Raw genomic sequence first — 16481 nt, 5'->3', positions numbered from 1 at the left:
TTAGCTGACCAAAGAAAGTTTGAAATGATGCGTCAAAAACTTCTTAAATTTATTGACGATTTTTAGGCTGTCTTTGAGGAGTTCTAACTCCAGCTGGTTTAAATTTTCGATATTGACAAAATTATCGAGTGTTTTTTGGTCACTCCTGCTTAGACGCTCTTTGAGACGAAGATTGAGCAATGTATCCAACGCTTCGATGAGAGCGCCTGCAAAATCAGCATCAAACACATCCAGTTTGGCAAGCTTTTTGATGCGGGTGTTGGTATCGGTTGCTTCGATTTTATGCTCTAACGCCAACGCTCTCACTCCATGAACAATGGGGAAAATGCCTCCTTTTTTGACATCGATTTTGTTATTTTGCGCTATCAAATTGGTAAACATCCCAATAGGTGTTTCAAAGGCAATCGCAGATTTGGCGAAATTAGCTAAAAAAGGTGTTTGTTCTTCGATATGCTCAAATACTTGAACTTTTAATTTATCGAGCATCGAGGTATCACCTGCCACGCTGATGGCATCAAAAAAGATAGCAAGGTTCATCATATCTTCCATATTCGGAGTATCAAACCAACGCTCAATCTCTTTTTCATACGCACTAAAATGCTTGCACCAATACGGATTTGAAACCATAATGTTTCCCTCGCACCTTGGAAACCCAAAGTCGATTAATACATCGGTAAATTGGCTCATATAAGGCGCATACAGTGCCGCGTCCATGCCATCATCAATGATGAGCGCATTGTCTTGGTCTGTTTTGAGCATCTGCTCTTTTCGCCCTTCACTGCCCATAACGATAAGACAAGCTTTATGTGCTAAATGTTCAGGAACGATCATGCCATAGAGTTTTTCATAAATCTTTTCATTGATTTCAGAGATAAGCTTTGCGATATAATCAACCTTCGTGCCTTTTACATGTAATTTTTTAACAATATTAATTAAATCCGAACTGGCTTGTTTGAGCTCATCAATACTGGTTGCTTTTCGGATTTGCACCGCGACTAAGTAGGTATGATTTGCAAAATAACTCAGCAAATCAAGCTGTTCTAAAATGCCGATAATCTCGCCATCACGGGTTACGACAATGCGTTTAATCGAGTGTTTGGTAAAAGCAAGAAGCGCATTAAACAAATAATCATCCGCTTCAATCGTGATGATAGGATGAAGTGCTATGGGACCAATGGGCGCATGTTTGTCGTATTCGTTAAACAAGACATGCTTTCGCACGACACTGTCCGTCACGATGCCGTACTCATAATCATCCCCGTGTCTGACGATAATACAACTGCTTTTTTTAAACTCCATTTGGGCAAGAGCCTCCATAATAGAACACTCTTTTTCAACAATGGTCGGCTCATGCAAATAACTGTCTTGCACGCGTGCCATCATAAAACCTGAGAGTTCGGTGGTGTACTCCTTTTGTTTGGCGGACTGAATTTTATTGGCAAGGTCTTGAATAAAGTATGATTTAAAGGCGGCATTGCTATCTAGAAGCGCTAAAAAATCCTCTTTTTTAAGTTCATAACAAATAAGTTCTTCTAAAACTTTAAAGCTACTTTCGCATTGATTATAAATAAGTGCGTCTGCATCGAAAGAGTTTGATTTACTGTACACTTTAATGAGTTCGTCTTCATGAAACTCTCCAACCTCTCCTTTAATGATAATGTACAAAAATTCAGAAGATTTAGAGGGAGAAAGAAGCAGTTCATCTTTCTTATAGTACGCAATATTCATCGCGTCAATGGCTTTGGCACTTTCTGCTTTCGTGAGCAGTTGGAAAGGATGAATGGAGCGTAAAAAGGCCTCAAGGTCATATAAACTCATGCACAATCCTTTACATGTAAAAGTGTTAGATTGTAACGAGAGTTTTACCAAAACACTCTTACATGTAAAACCACTTTTGAAAGTTCAAGAGCAAATGTGGCATAATTGCACACAAAAAAAGGATTTTCGTTGCATTCTACTATCGAGCATTTCTTAGCGTCTGTTACTTCGCTTTATCAATTAGAGCCTAAAAGTCTTCCCAAAGAGGTGGTACAAGCAATGGTTCAGATGAGCCCTGAAGAGCTTTTTAAAACCTGTTCGCAACTAGCAACCTTGCTCAATAACATTCCCACAAGTACCACACCCATTACACTGAGTGAAGAAGAGATTACGAAATTAGCAGAAGAGTATTTAAAAGGGATTTTAAAACGGTTTCGCTGATGGATGGTAACTATCGCTTAAAATCTGAGCGATTTTTCTTGCCATCAATGCATATCCCGCCTCGTTGGGATGGACTTGGTCAGACCTTAAATTGTCGCTTTGCATAATGGTTTTGAGGCTTTCATCTTCGATAAGAATATCATTTTCTTTGGCAACATCATAGTAAAAATCAGGGACGTTAAAATTTAAAATATCGTACATTGGCACACCGACTAATAAGACATAGACCCCTTTACTTTGCGCTAATTTGACCATCTGAGTGATGTTTGCTTTGATGTTTGCCACGTCTTTTTTACGTAAAATATCATTCGCACCATGACACAACACTAAAATGTCAGGCTTGTAGGTCTCCAGCAAGGAAGGCAAGCGCGCAAGCCCTTGCTCACTTAATTCTCCTGATATACCTTCATTGATGACCGTGGTATGAAGGTATTGAGCGAGTAAAGAAGGGTAACTTTTTTCTTTGGGCGCGCCATAACCATAGGTAAGGCTGTCGCCAAAGGCAAGTATTTTGGTATCTAAAGGAAGGCTCAGTGACTGCACATCTACCTCTTTTGAGCTTTTATAGTAGTTAATGCCTACAATGATGAGTATGATGATAATAATATTGCGTAGATTAAAAATTTCCATGGCTTGATTGTAGCGTTTATCACTTGTTTTAGCAAACAAAGAGTACAATGCTTCTCTTTTTTTTAGAACCAATGATTACAAAATGTAATCCTAATATGATTGAAGATTCTAAGCCTTTCTCGTTTGAGCGCATCAATACAATTTTACTGGAACCGTATAACACAATGAAGGATGAATGTGAAACAGCAAAAGATTGACCTTATAGGCATTATATTTCTTTTAACGGCGATGCTCACGTGGGCAAGCTCGTTTATCGCACTGAAAGCGGCTATCGGACCTGTGGGACCTATGAGTGTTGTTTTTGGTCGTATGGTGATTGCAAGCCTCTGTTTTATCTATTTTATCCCCTCTTTTGCAAAACTTCCTTTCACCAAAAAAGATGTCAAATATATTTTGCTCCTAACCCTTTTTGAGCCATGTTTTTATTTTATCTTTGAAGCGAAAGCACTGCAACTCACCACCGCGTCTCAAGCAGGCATGATTACCTCGATGATGCCTCTTATGACGGCTATTGCGGCGGGCTTTGTTTTAAAAGAACACATCACCAACAAAGTTTTAATCGGCTCGTTTTTAGCGGTTATTGGTGCAATTTGGCTTAGTCTTGGAGCACAAAGCAGCGAACATGCGAGCAATCCCCTCTTAGGAAATTTTTTAGAATTCTGTGCGATGATTTGTGGTTCATGGTATGCTATTTCCGTACGCTATTTAAGCCAAAAGTTCTCTGCACTCTTTTTAACGGCAATTCAAGCCTTCATAGGCAGTATCTTCTTCGCACCGTTAGCCCTATGGGAATACTTCACCGTACCGATGCATTTAAATCTTGAAGTCTTTGGCTGGATCGTGTATTTAGGCGTCGTTGTAACACTTGGGGGTTATGGTATGTTTAACCTGGCTTTGAGTCGCATAGAAGCGGCGCGTGCTTCGGTTTTTGTCAATCTCATTCCTGTATTTACCGTACTTTTAGCTTATTTATTTTTAGGCGAAGTTTTAAGTCCAACAGAGATGACAGCCAGTATGGTCATTTTTGGAGGTATTATTGTCTCGCAGATGCCCACATTTAAAGTAAAAGAAAAACTGCTCTAGGTTTTACATGTAAAACCTATCTAACAGTCGCACTCATCGGCAAACGAATTGCCGATGGGTGTAGAGGGTGTCTTAAATAAACACCACGCACGCTTCGGTAGCGCCATGGGCTCCAATCACTAAAGATTGCTCAATATCAGCCGTTTTAGAAGGTCCACTGATAAAAAGTCCGAAGGTATCTTTTGCATCAAAGCCAATACGCGTATAGGCTTCATGCATCGTATGGACAATTTCACCTTTTGGCACAACAATCATTAATTTTTGGGCAATAAAATAAAGCGCACGATGCCTTGCATCGGCTTCTTTTATCCATACAGCCCCATTTTCTGCCACACCGAATTCGCCTTTAATAATCGCCAAATCAACATCTTCCAAACGATGAGGGTCATCCATTTCATTTGCTATTTTTGTGCTAACATCTAATCCCGCAATAGTGGAAACAATGACCGACGCATCTTGGTAATGCTCTTTGATATACGCCTTAAGGTCATCATAACTCTCCATAAATTCGGCATTGCCACCTACGCCACTCAGGGCTGTGGCAAATTTAGAACTGACACTATCAAATGTTGTATGCAAGATATTCACTTCAGGCAATGCTGAAACCCTGCTGGGTTTTGCTTCTTTAATCGCTTTTAAAATGGCTTCGCGTGAACTCATTTGATACCCTTTTTTGCTTTGTAAAGTTCTTTAAAACTGTTTTCAGGAAATGGTGGTAACTCTCTGTTTTTCCCCCATAAATTGAGCTTAGAATAGAGCAACGCTCTTGGCATCAATGGAACCATTTTACGAGCCATAAATCCAGCAAAGTCCATGAGTTTCGGACGCATCATCAGCCACGTTGCCATCTTCAACGCTTTATGTTTGACGGGGCTTAAATAACCAGCATCTACGACATCTTGGCGTTTAAGATACAGCTGTTGCGCTAAATCGACCTTCACAGGACAAACGTTCGAGCACGAAGAACAAAGCGAGCACGCAAACGGCAAGCTGTAATATTTTTTCAAATCGCGGCTTGGAGCAAGTGTCGAACCAATAGGTCCTGGGATGGTGTACCCATAACTGTACCCGCCGCTTCTTCGATAAATTGGACACGTATTAAGGCATGCACCGCAGCGAATACATTGAAGTGATTTAATATAGCGCGGTTGTCCCAAAATTTTTGATCGGCCATTATCGACAATGACCACATGCATCTGCCCACCTTCAACGGGACCGTGATAATGCGATGTATAGGTCGTAACAGGCTGACCGGTGGCACTTCTGGCAAGTAACCGTGTAAACACACTTAAATCTTTTAAACGAGGAATAATCTTTTCAATTCCCATACATGCGATATGCAGTTTTGGTAAACTCGCCCCCAAATCAGCATTGCCTTCATTGGTACACACGACCACACCGCCTGTTTCAGCGATAGCAAAATTGACACCCGTCATCGAAGCATCTGCACCCAAAAATTTTTCTCTAAGATGCGCACGTGCGGCGCGTGTTAAATAGGTCGGATCAGCATTGCCTTTTTGCGTGTGTAAAAATTTTTCAAACGTGGTTCCGACATCTTCTTTTTTAAGATGAATGGCAGGAAGCACGATGTGAGAAGGAGGCTCTTTGCGAAGCTGAACGATGCGCTCGCCAAGGTCGGTATCCACGACTTCAATGCCATGCTCTTCCAAATAAGGATTGAGATGACACTCTTCTGTAAGCATGGATTTGCTTTTAACAATCATTTTGACATTGTTAGAATGCAGTAAATCAAGGACAATTTTATTATGCTCTTTAGCATCTTTTGCCCAATGCACTTTGATGCCACGCGCCAATGCATTTTTCTCAAATTCTTCAAGATAGACATCAAGATTGCTTAATGTGTGGGCTTTGATTTTATCGGCAGTGTTTCTAAGCTCTTCCCACTCCAAAAGACTTTTTGCTTGGTTGTCACGTTTGACACGAACAAACCACAGAGCTTTATCATGCCATTTCATACGCTCAACATTGCTGGCAAATTTTTCAGCAAGTTCTGGATGGTTGATACTCATTGAACATCTCCTGCTAAGATTTGCGCGATATAGATGGTTTTAAGCGGCATTTTTTCACGGTCAATGACACCTTGCATGTGCATAAGGCACGACATATCCACACCGGTGATATATTCGCTCCCCGCATCAAGATGGTCTTGCAAACGTGCGCGCCCCATCGCGACACTCATGGCTTCTTCGGTGATGGCAAATGTTCCACCAAAACCACAACACTCATCGTTTCGTGTCAGTTCAGAATAGCTAATGCCTTCTACTTTATCCAATAACGTTTTAATTTTAGAAAATTCAGGAACATTCTTCTCACTCATACTTGCCATACCAAGTTCCCTATGCGCATGACAGCTGTTGTGAATACCGACTTTATGTGGGAATGTAGCGTTCATCGTCGTTGGTTTAATAACATCGTGTAAGAATTCAATGAGTTCGTACGTATGCGTGCGCATACGCTCAAAGCCTTCTCGTCCACTTAAGAACTGCGCGTAATTGTGACGTACCATACTGACACAACTACCACTGGGAGCTACAATATAATCGTAATCTTTAAAAATCTTAAAGAAGCGTTCTGCAAGTTCCCCTGCTTCTTTAGCACAGCCTGTGTTGGCTTGTGCTTGACCACAACAGGTCTGTTCCAATGGATATTCGACATCCAATCCCAAATTTTCGAGTACTTTGAGTGTTGCCATGGAAGCTTCTGGATACAACTCATTCATAAAACAGGGAATAAAAAGACCTATTTTCATAACCTCTCCACTAATGATTTTAGATTTATCGTAACACTATGGAGCGAATAAACGTATGATATTTTTTATGCGCCTAAAATATTTTGAAGAATGATTTCGATAAGTAACACCCCGACAAATAGGGCAACCATCACTAAAAAAAGCGTACTTTTTTTCATCGTGATGTGAAGGCTAATTTAACAGCCAATGCGGCGAAAACGGTACCGGCAATTCGGTTAAGAATTTTCTCACCATTTTTGGTTTTAGAAAACCAATGCCCTACACGTCCCGCCAAAAGAGCGATGAGGGAAAAAACCGTAAAAGCACATAGCATGAACAGTGCGCCTAGTACAAAAATTTGCACTGTCACATTCCCCGTTTGAGGATTGGTAAATTGAGGAAGAAATGCAAGAAAGAAGATAGAAACTTTTGGATTGGTGATATTCATAAAAATACCTCTTTTGTAGAGCGCTTGAAGCGATAGAGGTGTTTTATCGGTACTGAGTTTGCTTTTAGACGCATCTTTAAATGCCATGAACGCAAGATACAGCAAATAGCCAGCGCCAACAAATTTTAGGATGGTAAATGCCAATAAAGAGGTTTGAAAAATAACGGCAACACCTAATGCAACAGCTGTTGTATGAAAAACTAACCCACTGCAAAGTCCTAGAGCAATCACAATACCTGAGCGACTTCCCTTGACCATAGATTGGGTTAAGACAAATAAAATATCAGGTCCAGGAGCCAGTGCTAAAAGCGTGGAAGCCGTTACAAACATGATGATGGTTTGAAGGTCTAACATCGTCATTTCCTTTTACATGTAAAAATAAAAGACTATGATACCCTCAACTCTCTTAGATTATCCTCCAAGCTCCGCAATTTGCATCGAAAGCTTCATAATCTGGAGCATTAACGCATCTTTTTCACTTTGACTTGTTGTTTTAGAAAGTCTCTTTTGAAGAATTTTCAATCTGGCTTTGAGCGTTTCAACTAAACTGTGACTATCAGAAGATGTACTATTTGCCTTTAATTTAGAGACACTAAAAGGCGAAAGCGCATTATTATTGCTTGTGGTTGTTTGATTATTGCTCTTTTGAGTTTCACTTGATGCAGGTGGCGTAATTGCAAAATCAAGATGCGACATCCAACCACTTTTTCCATCTTCAAAAAGAACCACGCTGCTTTTTTGAAGAGCTCCATTGTTGTCTGCTCCATTTCTATACGTAAATTTTGAATCGGTGGAATCAAGCAACAGCGCCCCTACTTTGGCTTGATTCAGCGTCATGAGCTGGTCTTGTACAGCATTTTTTTGCCATATCATTAACTTTGAAAAAACGCTATCGTTTTCATCGATCCATCCATTGCCATCTTCATCATACGCACTTAAATCAGCAAAACCATCACCGCTTTTGGTTCCAAAGAGTTCACTGCCATTATCAATTTTGCCATTACCATTCAAATCCAATGCGAGAAATCCGCTGTTTTTTTCAAGCAATGAAATGTCTTCATTTTTTCCATCACGGTTAAGGTCAAACGAAAAGGTCTCTGTTTTATCCACAGAAGCCAATTTCCCATCAAGGCTGATGACTAAAGGGTCTGTCATAATAGGAATATCTTGCCATGTCTCGAGTTTATAACTATCAAAACGTGCAAGTGAACTTTGCTGTGAGAGAGTGATTGTTTTGCCATCCATTGTCTTAACAATGCCTTGCGCTATGACATTGAGTGCTTCACTCTCTTGAACACTCGCGAGCGTATGCACTTGGGTCGCTGTTTGAGTGCTAAGAGCACTACTGTTTTGTACCTCATTATGACTGTTAAACAGTAAGATGGAAGATGAATCAATACGCATCGTTTTTCTTTCATAAAAATATTTTAAAATTAAATCGGCAAAATCGCAGTATAATGAACATGGTTTCTCTCTATTTTTTATGAAAGGAGACGCTATAGAAACTTCACATTCTTATTCTCTAACCGAAGAGATTTGGCATAGTATTACCCACGGCTTAGGGCTTTTACTCAGTGTAAGCGCTTTAACGCTTCTCACTGTTTTTGCCGCACAAAGCGGTGATGGTACAAAAATCGCAAGTGCTTTAGTTTTTGGTATTGCACTCATTGTCATGTACGGTGCTTCCACGCTCTATCATGCGATACGCCTTCCAAATGCCAAAGCCATTTTAAGACAAGCAGACCACTGCGCTATTTACATTCTTATAGCAGGAACCTATACACCGATTTCTCTTTTAGGGATTAAAGGCACATGGGGATGGACTCTGTTTGGTATTGCATGGGGCATTGCGACAGTCGGTATGAGCTTAAAATTGCTCTATCCTAAACGTTTTCATGTCTTAGCAGTTAGCCTATACGCATTGATGGGATGGATGGTTGTTATTGCGGCCAAGCCTTTAATAAACAACCTAGACACATTGCCACTTTCCTTACTACTCACGGGTGGCATTATTTACACGGTAGGAATTGCGTTTTATGTTTGGAAAAAGCTTTACTTAAGTCATGCCATTTGGCATTTCTTTGTACTCGGTGGGTCAATTTTTCACTTTTTTGCAGTGTTGCTCTTAATTCAAAATTAACCCTTAGCTTTTATCAGATATTTATCATAGATTTCCTATAAAATGAGTAGAGATTTGGACCATACAAACAAAAAAGGGGTGTGCGATGAATGTCTATGAATATGCGATGAACGTTGAGAGAGATGGCGAAAGGTACTACAGAGAACTGGCATCTAAAACAGATGATGTGGGCTTACAGTCAATCTTAAACATGCTTGCGGAAGAAGAAGTAAAGCATTACGTTATATTTGAAAAGATGAGTAAAAACTTAATTATTCCGACACAAGCTAAAGTCGATATTTTTAAGCACACTCAAAATATTTTTCAAAAAATGAAAAATGAAAATCAGCTTCCTAGTTTCACCAATGACCAAATAGAACTCTACAAAAGTGCTTTTCGCTCAGAAGAGAGCAGCTATAAATTCTATACCGAAAAAGCGTTGATGTTAGAAGAAGGTGAACAAAAAAATGCTTTTTTACGTATTGCAGAAGAAGAGCGACAGCATATGGTTTTGATTGAAAACCTTATCGAGTATATCTCAGCACCTGAGGCTTGGATTGAAAATGCCGAGTTTAACCATCTCAGCGAAAAAACCGTTCAAAATCAAGCCAACTACTAACCTTATACATGTAAAAGCCCAAAACACTGTTTTGGGCTAAATCAACGTATCAAAGCCTATCTTCTTTTTCAACGCTTCAATCAAAACTGAAATGACTAAACAGATGCCAAGCAACACGGCAAAAATGAGTACTGGATAATGAAAGCTATAAATAAAATCAGGGAAATAGTAATAGTAGATAAACGTATGAAATAAAAAGATGTTAAACGAATGAATGCCCACAAACTCAAAGGCTTTTTTTGCCCATGTTGAGACAACAACCAATTCGCTCGTCCAAAAAATCAATAAAATAGCAAAGAAAGTATCGGCTCTGATACTATCAAACAGATAACCATTTTGACGATACCATGCCACAAAAACCGTTAAAACAGCCAGCGTTAAAAAGCGTCCTTTTCCTTGTTTATCCAACCACCGTAGCATGACAACAAATCCATTGGTTTTAGATAAATATACCCCCATCGTAAAAGGAAAAATCCAATCATTCACCAAAGGAATGGGAACAAAGAGCAAAACAACACTAAAGAGTACAAACCAAATATGGAAACGATTCGTTAAGGTATAAATTAAAGGGAAAATAGCATACAAAACGATGATAAGGCTCATAAACCACCACGTGGCATTATACCCATACCCTACATCGGTAAACATATGAATGCCTAGCATCTGAATAAAAAAACCGCGATACATGTGCTCACCATACACACTTTCCAAAGACCGGTCCATAAACCAAACGCCAAAAGGAACAAACAAAAGCGCAATCAACCAATAATTCATATAAAGTTTCACGACGCGACGTTTATAAAATGAAAGCAGATTTAATCCTTTGCGCTTCACTGATTCTGCTAAGCCATAGCCGCTTAGAACAACGTAAATCCCTACACACACTTTTGCCAACAGTGCGGTTTGATAAACGATAAAACCTTCCTCAGGTCTTTCGTAAAAAAGGTGATGCCACAAAATGAGCATCAACGCCATACCTTTACTTGCATTGGTAATAGAGACATCAAACTTTTCTAAAACCATATTTGCCCGCCTTTATGCAATTAGAAATTTATGCGCATCATACTCTAAAATCACTTATTATGATACAATTTTTACCGATAAACACAAGGGATACATTTGGTGAAAACTCTTCTATGCTGGATGGTACTGTTCAGCACACTGTCGGCTTCTTTGCAACAACCCTCCTCCACATTAAGTCCCGAAGCGGCTCAATACATCAAACATCATCCAAGAGTAAGAGTTTGTGTTAATCCAGCTTTTTCTCCTTTTGAAGTTCTAACACTTGAAGGGAAACACGAAGGCATTGCGGCGGATTTATTGCGCCTTGTGGCACAAAAAACAGGACTCAATCTTCAAATTATCCAATCCTACACCAAAGAAGAGAGCTTTGAGAGGGCTCGTAAAAATGAATGCGATATTGTTAATTTTATCACACGAACTCAAGAACGTGACACATGGCTACTCTTTAGCGAACCTATTTTTATTGACCAAAATGTCTTAATTACACGAGAAGAACATGCGGGTATTGACGATTTGCACGCTGTCTTTAATGAATCACTGGTGGTCACAAAAGAAACGCCCTTTTTAAGCCAACTGGACGATAGCTTTCCAAATCTCTCCATCTTTACGGTTACTTCGGCGGAAGATGCTCTTTTGATGGTTCTTAATAAAAAAATAGACATTACGATTCGCCCTTTGATGGTCGCGGCACACACCATTAAACGTCAAGGGCTTTTCAACCTTAAAGTAGCGGGAACACTCGATGGATTTGACTCTGTTTATCGCATTGGCATTACACAAAATAATATGCTTCTGCGTGAAATAATCAATCAAGGGATTGCCGCAATTACTTCGGCTGAGAAAGAAGCTATTATCAATAAATATGCTCCTATTACTGTTCAAAAAAAAATTAATTCCAAAATCATTTACGGCATTATAGGCGGCGGTATCACTCTTATCTGGATTGTTCTTTTATGGAACTATCTTTTGCAACGTAAGGTGGAAGAAGCGGTTAAACTAAACCTTGAAAACCAAAAAATCATCTTACAACAAGCCAAGCAAGCAGAACTAGGAAGTCTGATCGGCAACATCTCGCATCAGTGGAGAGAACCACTCTCAAATCTTAGTAGTATCAATTTAATGCTCATGGCTTTTTTAGAACATCACCAAGAGATTGATAAAGAGATGTGGCAACAAAAACTTAAAAGTGTTGAAAACACACTTGATTTTATGTCTCAAACCATGCAAGATTTTCTTGAATTTTACAAACCATCGACGATTCGCCAATATTTTAATGCTTCTGAGTCTATAAGGCAAACGCTGTCTATCATAGAAACAAATATCTTAGCGGACAATGTGCACATCGAACTCCAAGGGGACATGAATGTGGAACTTTTTGGCATAAAAAATGAATACATGCAGGTTTGGCTCAATATTATTAACAATGCCATGCATGCTTTTGGAGAAAAAAATGTGCAAAAACGTAAAATTGTTGTAACAATTGATTCGGCAATGATTACATTTTGTGACAATGCCAAAGGGAAAATCTATGAAGAAAATCTCTCAAAAGGGGTTGGGCTTTCTATGTGTAAAACAATTTTACAAAAATACAATAAGAAAATCTCATTTCGTAACACAGAAGAAGGTGTATGTGTCACAATTTTGCTAAACGCCTAAACGATACCCCGCTTCCGCAACGGTTTGAATAAAATTTTTACCCACTTTTTTACGAAAGCGCATGATGAAATTTAAGAGGGCTTGGTCGCTGACTTCATCGAAATCCCAGAGTGTTTCATGCATCATCGCTTTACTCACGACTCTGTTTTGGTTCTCAATCAACAGCTCGACTAACGCCGTCTCTTTTTTATTCAAATCAATTTTATACCCTTCATTGGTAAATAAGATACGATTATGTTTATCAAAGGCATAACCGTTTTTGAGCAAAATATGATCTGACATATTTAACGTCGTAGTGCAACGATTGAGTGTATCGATGAGCTCTTGGTATTTCACGGGTTTAAGCAGATATGCGGTGAGATTAAGCGGGATAGCCCGCAGTAAAAACTCTTCACTTTTGTTGCCACTTAAGACAATAATCGGTATCGTGGTATTGGTTTGACGCACTGATTCAATGAAGCTTAGACCATTTTCATGATGCAACTTAATATCACAAATTATAATATCAATTTTTTGAGTTTGGAGGGCGTCAAGAGCCGCTGTAATGGTCTTACAATGAAAGATTTTATTAACAAAAAGTCCTAAAAGCGTCATAAAATTTTGCGCAAATTCTTCGTTATCTTCAACAAATAGGATATGTCTCTCTTTGAGCGTGTATAACATATTTTATCCGCAATCTTTTTATTTTATTATAGCGATTCAATCGTAATGATACCTTTAAAAAGTGTTCAAATTCATTTCATACATATCTCAATCATATCTCACTTTGATAAATACTCATGTTATTGATATGTGATACCGCCATCGTATAATGCAGCTTATATGAGACAAGGTGTCTTGTCATAGGTACATCAAACGGTGAAGATACGCTATCTTCTAACGCTATACATTTCACAATAGGAGGATCATTGTGATTACTTTTCTTTGTTCCATCGTTATACTCGTTATTGGGTATTTCACGTATGGTAAATTTGTCGAGAAGACATTTGGAATGGACCCTAATCGACCCACTCCTGCAGTTGCACAAGCAGATGGCGTTGATTTTGTTCCTATGAACACATGGAAAGTTTATCTTATCCAGTTTCTAAACATTGCAGGACTTGGACCTGTATTTGGACCAATCATGGGTGCGCTTTATGGACCAGCCGCATTCTTGTGGATTGTATTTGGTGCCATTTTTGCAGGTGGCGTACATGATTATATGTCAGGTATGATGTCTGTTCGCGATAAAGGTAAAAGTATCGCTGAACTTGCAGGTGATTATTTGGGTGAGACCAGTCGTTACGCAATGCTAATTGTCAGTATTATGCTTCTTTTGTTCGTTGGTGTTGTTTTTATCGTAGGCCCAGCGGCACTGCTTGCTAACTTGACATTCAATCCTGGTGGCGAAGGTGTTTTTACAGGCACAATTTTTGCCAACAAAACATTCTGGATTGCAATTATCTTCATTTACTATTTCATCTCAACCATTTATCCTATTGATAAAATCATCGGTAGAATTTATCCATTCTTTGGTGCTGTTTTAATGTTTATGGCATTTGGCGTGGGTGGCGCTATGATTTTTCATGGTTTAGCAATTCCTGAAATCACAGATATTGCTAATATTACGCATCCAAAAGGCACACCGATTTGGCCAGCACTTTTCTTTACCATTAGTTGTGGAGCACTCAGTGGTTTCCATGCAACACAATCTCCATTGATGGCACGTACGCTTAAAAATGAAAATCTTGGTCGTAAAGTATTTTACGGTGCAATGATTTCAGAAGCAGTGATTGCGATGATTTGGGCGGCAGTGGGTATGGCATATTTCCCTGATGGCGTTCAAGGATTAAGCGGTGTTCTTGCAAAAGGTGGACCAGGTTTAGTGGTTAATGAAGTCACCATTGGTTATCTTGGCATTTTTGGTGGATTATTAGCGATTTTAGGCGTTATTGTTGCACCAATTACCTCTGGTGATACAGCATTTCGTGCAATTCGTTTAGCGATTTCAGATCGTTTTAAGATTCCTCAAATTAAACTTACCAATCGTTTGACTATTTCTCTTCCTATTTTTGTGATTGCCTTTTTTATCACACAAATTGATTTTGCTTCTATCTGGAAATACTTTACATTTTCCAACCAAATGTTAGCAGCATTCTCTCTTTGGACAGCAACAGCATATTTAGTCAAACACGGAAGAAATTTCTGGATTGCAGCTGTTCCAGGTACGTTCATTACGGCAAGTTTGGTGGGTTATATTTTAACAGCCAAAGAGTTTCCTTTTGGACTCAGCCATGATGTAGCCGTCAATAGTGGTTTAGCAACTGCGGTTGCCATTACCATCTATTTGGTTAAACTTGGTATTGCGCATAAACGTAAATTTGCAAACGCATAATTTTTAACGATACAGGCTTTTTAGCCTGTATCCTACTTTTACATGTAAAGTTTTTTTATGAATGAAATAACCTTAATTGCTCCCAATACTTCCTTACAGGGTAAGATTACATCCCAACAGCCTATCGTGATACAAGCTCAAATAGAAGGACAACTTTATTCTGACACATCCGTTACCGTTGATATCAGTGGTCAATGTAAAGGTGAAATTGTCGCTAAAGAGATTGTTATTAAAGGTTTTTTTGAAGGCAAAGCCACGTGTGATCTTCTGACGATTTGCAACGGAGGAATCTTTAAAGGAGATATCAAAAGCCACCTCTTAGTCATCGAACAAAAAGGCTCTTTTGAAGGTAGCCGCCATATTATTGAACCACAATGGAACTCTCCCAAAAAAGAGAGAGAACCCATCGCCCATCTTGATACGGAAAATATTTTACTCTAAGCCCTCAGGATACAAAACTGCCTGAAAACGTTCGATATTCTCTTCTATCGCATCGTCTTTATAAACAGCGCTAATCACCGAATACATTGCAATATCATGCGCAGCTAAGAGATGGATGTTCTCTTGAGTGATCCCACCAATGGCACAAATGGGTGTATCCAATTGTTTTTTGGCATCGGCAAGCATCGCATAAGGAATCGTTGCCGCATGGGGCTTGGTAGGTGAAGGGAAAAATGCGCCAAAAGCAACATAATCAGCGCCTAAAGACGCATATTTTTTTGCACGTTCTATATCGCCATAACAAGAAACTCCAATGATTTTATCTGCGCCAAGCACAGCGCGCGCCTCTTCGTAACTCACATCATCCTCACCGATATGTAATCCATCGGCATTCATCTTAAACGCCACGTCTAGCCTATCGTCAATAATAAAAAGCGCTTCATACACATCGCATAAAGCTTGAAGACGTATGCATTGTTTTTCGGCTTCTTCATCGCTGGCATATTTATCGCGATACTGAATGACTTTAACGCCTGATTTTAATACACGTTCTACTTGCTCTAAAATAGTTTCTTCGGGGGTTAAACTAGCATCGGTGAGGACATAAAGTCCTTTAAGAAGGGTTTTATCTAGCATGCTCACTCTCTTGTTTTTGAAAGAGATTTTACTCAGAAAAACTTAAAATGCCCAAACATAGCAACGTTGTTTGAGCATTTTAAAAAAACAATTATGACTTAAACTTACCTAGCTCGTTGTTGAGATTTTCTGTCATAACATGTAAATGTTCACTGGCTTGAGAGACATTATCGATACTGCCTACATTCTCTTTAGAGATGGCATTAATCTTTTCTATCTCTTCCACAATGAGTTTAATTTTATCGGAAGTCTCAATAAAGTTATCTACATTATAGTGACTCTCATCAATCGTTTTATGAATAATATTCGCCACATTATTCATTCCTTCTTGCAACTCATTGGATAGGGTTGAAAGCGCATGCACATCTGCCGCATTGGCAGCAATATCTGTGTTGGCATCCATAATGGATTGAACCACCACATTAATGGTGGCATCAATCTCCACCAAACTTTTTTGGGTACGCTCAGCCAATTTTCTTACTTCATCGGCCACAACGGCAAATC

General features: G+C 39.2%; 18 protein-coding genes and 1 pseudogene. 8 read left to right on the top strand and 11 right to left on the bottom strand.

Going from position 1 to position 16481, the window contains the following annotated elements; translation table 11 throughout:
* Entirely contained in the window at positions 1-1818 is a 1818-nt protein-coding gene (locus tag AC5SLP_RS11680) for a putative nucleotidyltransferase substrate binding domain-containing protein (protein ID WP_495255334.1), read from the bottom strand.
* Positions 1819-1947: 129 nt separating this feature from the next.
* Here AC5SLP_RS11680 and AC5SLP_RS11675 point away from each other — a divergent pair, with 129 nt between their 5' ends.
* Entirely contained in the window at positions 1948-2199 is a 252-nt protein-coding gene (locus tag AC5SLP_RS11675) for a hypothetical protein (RefSeq protein ID WP_495255333.1), read from the top strand.
* Here the strand turns inward: AC5SLP_RS11675 and AC5SLP_RS11670 are convergent.
* A complete protein-coding gene (locus AC5SLP_RS11670) occupies positions 2182-2877 on the bottom strand; it encodes an arylesterase (protein ID WP_495255332.1) in 696 nt (231 codons plus the stop codon). The genes AC5SLP_RS11675 and AC5SLP_RS11670 overlap by 18 nt on opposite strands.
* On the opposite strand from AC5SLP_RS11670, the gene AC5SLP_RS11665 reads away from it, so the two are divergent.
* Both AC5SLP_RS11665 and AC5SLP_RS11660 read left to right on the top strand, forming a co-directional pair.
* A complete protein-coding gene (locus tag AC5SLP_RS11665) occupies positions 2877-3026 on the top strand; it encodes a hypothetical protein (RefSeq protein WP_495255331.1) in 150 nt (49 codons plus the stop codon). The two genes, AC5SLP_RS11670 and AC5SLP_RS11665, sit on opposite strands and share 1 nt — an antisense overlap.
* On the top strand, positions 3007-3912 hold the full coding sequence (locus AC5SLP_RS11660; RefSeq protein WP_495255330.1) for a DMT family transporter: 906 nt from the start codon (positions 3007-3009) through the stop codon (positions 3910-3912). The genes AC5SLP_RS11665 and AC5SLP_RS11660 overlap by 20 nt, the downstream gene beginning before the upstream one ends.
* Before the next feature lie 72 nt (positions 3913-3984).
* On the opposite strand, the gene AC5SLP_RS11655 is transcribed toward AC5SLP_RS11660, so the two are convergent.
* The 5 genes from AC5SLP_RS11655 to AC5SLP_RS11635 form a co-directional block, all read right to left on the bottom strand.
* Positions 3985-4572: a LutC/YkgG family protein gene (locus tag AC5SLP_RS11655; protein WP_495255329.1), complete on the bottom strand. Its 588-nt coding sequence runs from the start codon at positions 4570-4572 to the stop codon at positions 3985-3987.
* Positions 4569-5942 carry a lactate utilization protein B gene (locus tag AC5SLP_RS11650; protein WP_495255328.1) on the bottom strand — a complete coding sequence of 458 codons (1374 nt, stop codon included), beginning with the start codon at positions 5940-5942 and terminating at the stop codon, positions 4569-4571. Before AC5SLP_RS11650 ends, AC5SLP_RS11655 begins: the two co-directional genes overlap by 4 nt.
* On the bottom strand, positions 5939-6682 hold the full coding sequence (locus AC5SLP_RS11645) for a (Fe-S)-binding protein (protein ID WP_495255327.1): 744 nt from the start codon (positions 6680-6682) through the stop codon (positions 5939-5941). Before AC5SLP_RS11645 ends, AC5SLP_RS11650 begins: the two co-directional genes overlap by 4 nt.
* 154 nt (positions 6683-6836) lie before the next feature.
* Positions 6837-7463, bottom strand: coding sequence for a LysE family translocator (locus AC5SLP_RS11640; protein ID WP_495255326.1), 627 nt, complete (start codon positions 7461-7463; stop codon positions 6837-6839).
* A 57-nt stretch (positions 7464-7520) separates the two neighbouring features.
* Positions 7521-8513 carry an SPM autocatalytic domain-containing protein gene (locus AC5SLP_RS11635; protein ID WP_495255325.1) on the bottom strand — a complete coding sequence of 331 codons (993 nt, stop codon included), beginning with the start codon at positions 8511-8513 and terminating at the stop codon, positions 7521-7523.
* A 79-nt stretch (positions 8514-8592) separates the two neighbouring features.
* On the opposite strand from AC5SLP_RS11635, the gene trhA reads away from it, so the two are divergent.
* Both trhA and AC5SLP_RS11625 read left to right on the top strand, forming a co-directional pair.
* Positions 8593-9249 carry a PAQR family membrane homeostasis protein TrhA gene (gene trhA, locus AC5SLP_RS11630; protein WP_495255324.1) on the top strand — a complete coding sequence of 219 codons (657 nt, stop codon included), beginning with the start codon at positions 8593-8595 and terminating at the stop codon, positions 9247-9249.
* Positions 9250-9334: 85 nt separating this feature from the next.
* Positions 9335-9847, top strand: coding sequence for a ferritin family protein (locus AC5SLP_RS11625; RefSeq protein ID WP_495255323.1), 513 nt, complete (start codon positions 9335-9337; stop codon positions 9845-9847).
* A gap of 36 nt (positions 9848-9883) precedes the next feature.
* Here the strand turns inward: AC5SLP_RS11625 and AC5SLP_RS11620 are convergent, their stop codons facing one another.
* A complete protein-coding gene (locus tag AC5SLP_RS11620; protein ID WP_495255322.1) occupies positions 9884-10870 on the bottom strand; it encodes an acyltransferase family protein in 987 nt (328 codons plus the stop codon).
* 99 nt (positions 10871-10969) lie between these two features.
* Here AC5SLP_RS11620 and AC5SLP_RS11615 point away from each other — a divergent pair, with 99 nt between their 5' ends.
* Positions 10970-12526, top strand: a complete 1557-nt coding sequence (locus tag AC5SLP_RS11615; RefSeq protein ID WP_495255321.1) for a transporter substrate-binding domain-containing protein — start codon at positions 10970-10972, stop codon at positions 12524-12526.
* Here AC5SLP_RS11615 and AC5SLP_RS11610 read toward each other — a convergent pair.
* Positions 12515-13189, bottom strand: a complete 675-nt coding sequence (locus AC5SLP_RS11610) for a response regulator transcription factor (RefSeq protein WP_495255320.1) — start codon at positions 13187-13189, stop codon at positions 12515-12517. The genes AC5SLP_RS11615 and AC5SLP_RS11610 overlap by 12 nt on opposite strands.
* A gap of 247 nt (positions 13190-13436) precedes the next feature.
* Between AC5SLP_RS11610 and AC5SLP_RS11605 the strand changes: the two genes are divergently transcribed.
* Together AC5SLP_RS11605 and AC5SLP_RS11600 are read left to right on the top strand one after the other, a co-directional pair.
* The gene (locus tag AC5SLP_RS11605; protein ID WP_495255319.1) at positions 13437-14900 is read left to right on the top strand and encodes a carbon starvation CstA family protein; all 1464 of its coding nucleotides are present in this window, start codon (positions 13437-13439) and stop codon (positions 14898-14900) included.
* 57 nt (positions 14901-14957) lie between these two features.
* Positions 14958-15341, top strand: a complete 384-nt coding sequence (locus AC5SLP_RS11600) for a bactofilin family protein (RefSeq protein ID WP_495255318.1) — start codon at positions 14958-14960, stop codon at positions 15339-15341.
* Here the strand turns inward: AC5SLP_RS11600 and thiE are convergent.
* Together thiE and AC5SLP_RS11590 are read right to left on the bottom strand one after the other, a co-directional pair.
* On the bottom strand, positions 15333-15977 hold the full coding sequence (gene thiE, locus AC5SLP_RS11595) for a thiamine phosphate synthase (RefSeq protein WP_495255317.1): 645 nt from the start codon (positions 15975-15977) through the stop codon (positions 15333-15335). The two genes, AC5SLP_RS11600 and thiE, sit on opposite strands and share 9 nt — an antisense overlap.
* A gap of 91 nt (positions 15978-16068) precedes the next feature.
* A pseudogene (locus AC5SLP_RS11590) lies at positions 16069-16481 on the bottom strand (methyl-accepting chemotaxis protein); the annotation flags it as partial.

Source organism: Sulfurospirillum sp. E15m, from assembly GCF_059415145.1.
This window is presented reverse-complemented; position numbering and strand designations above follow the sequence as displayed.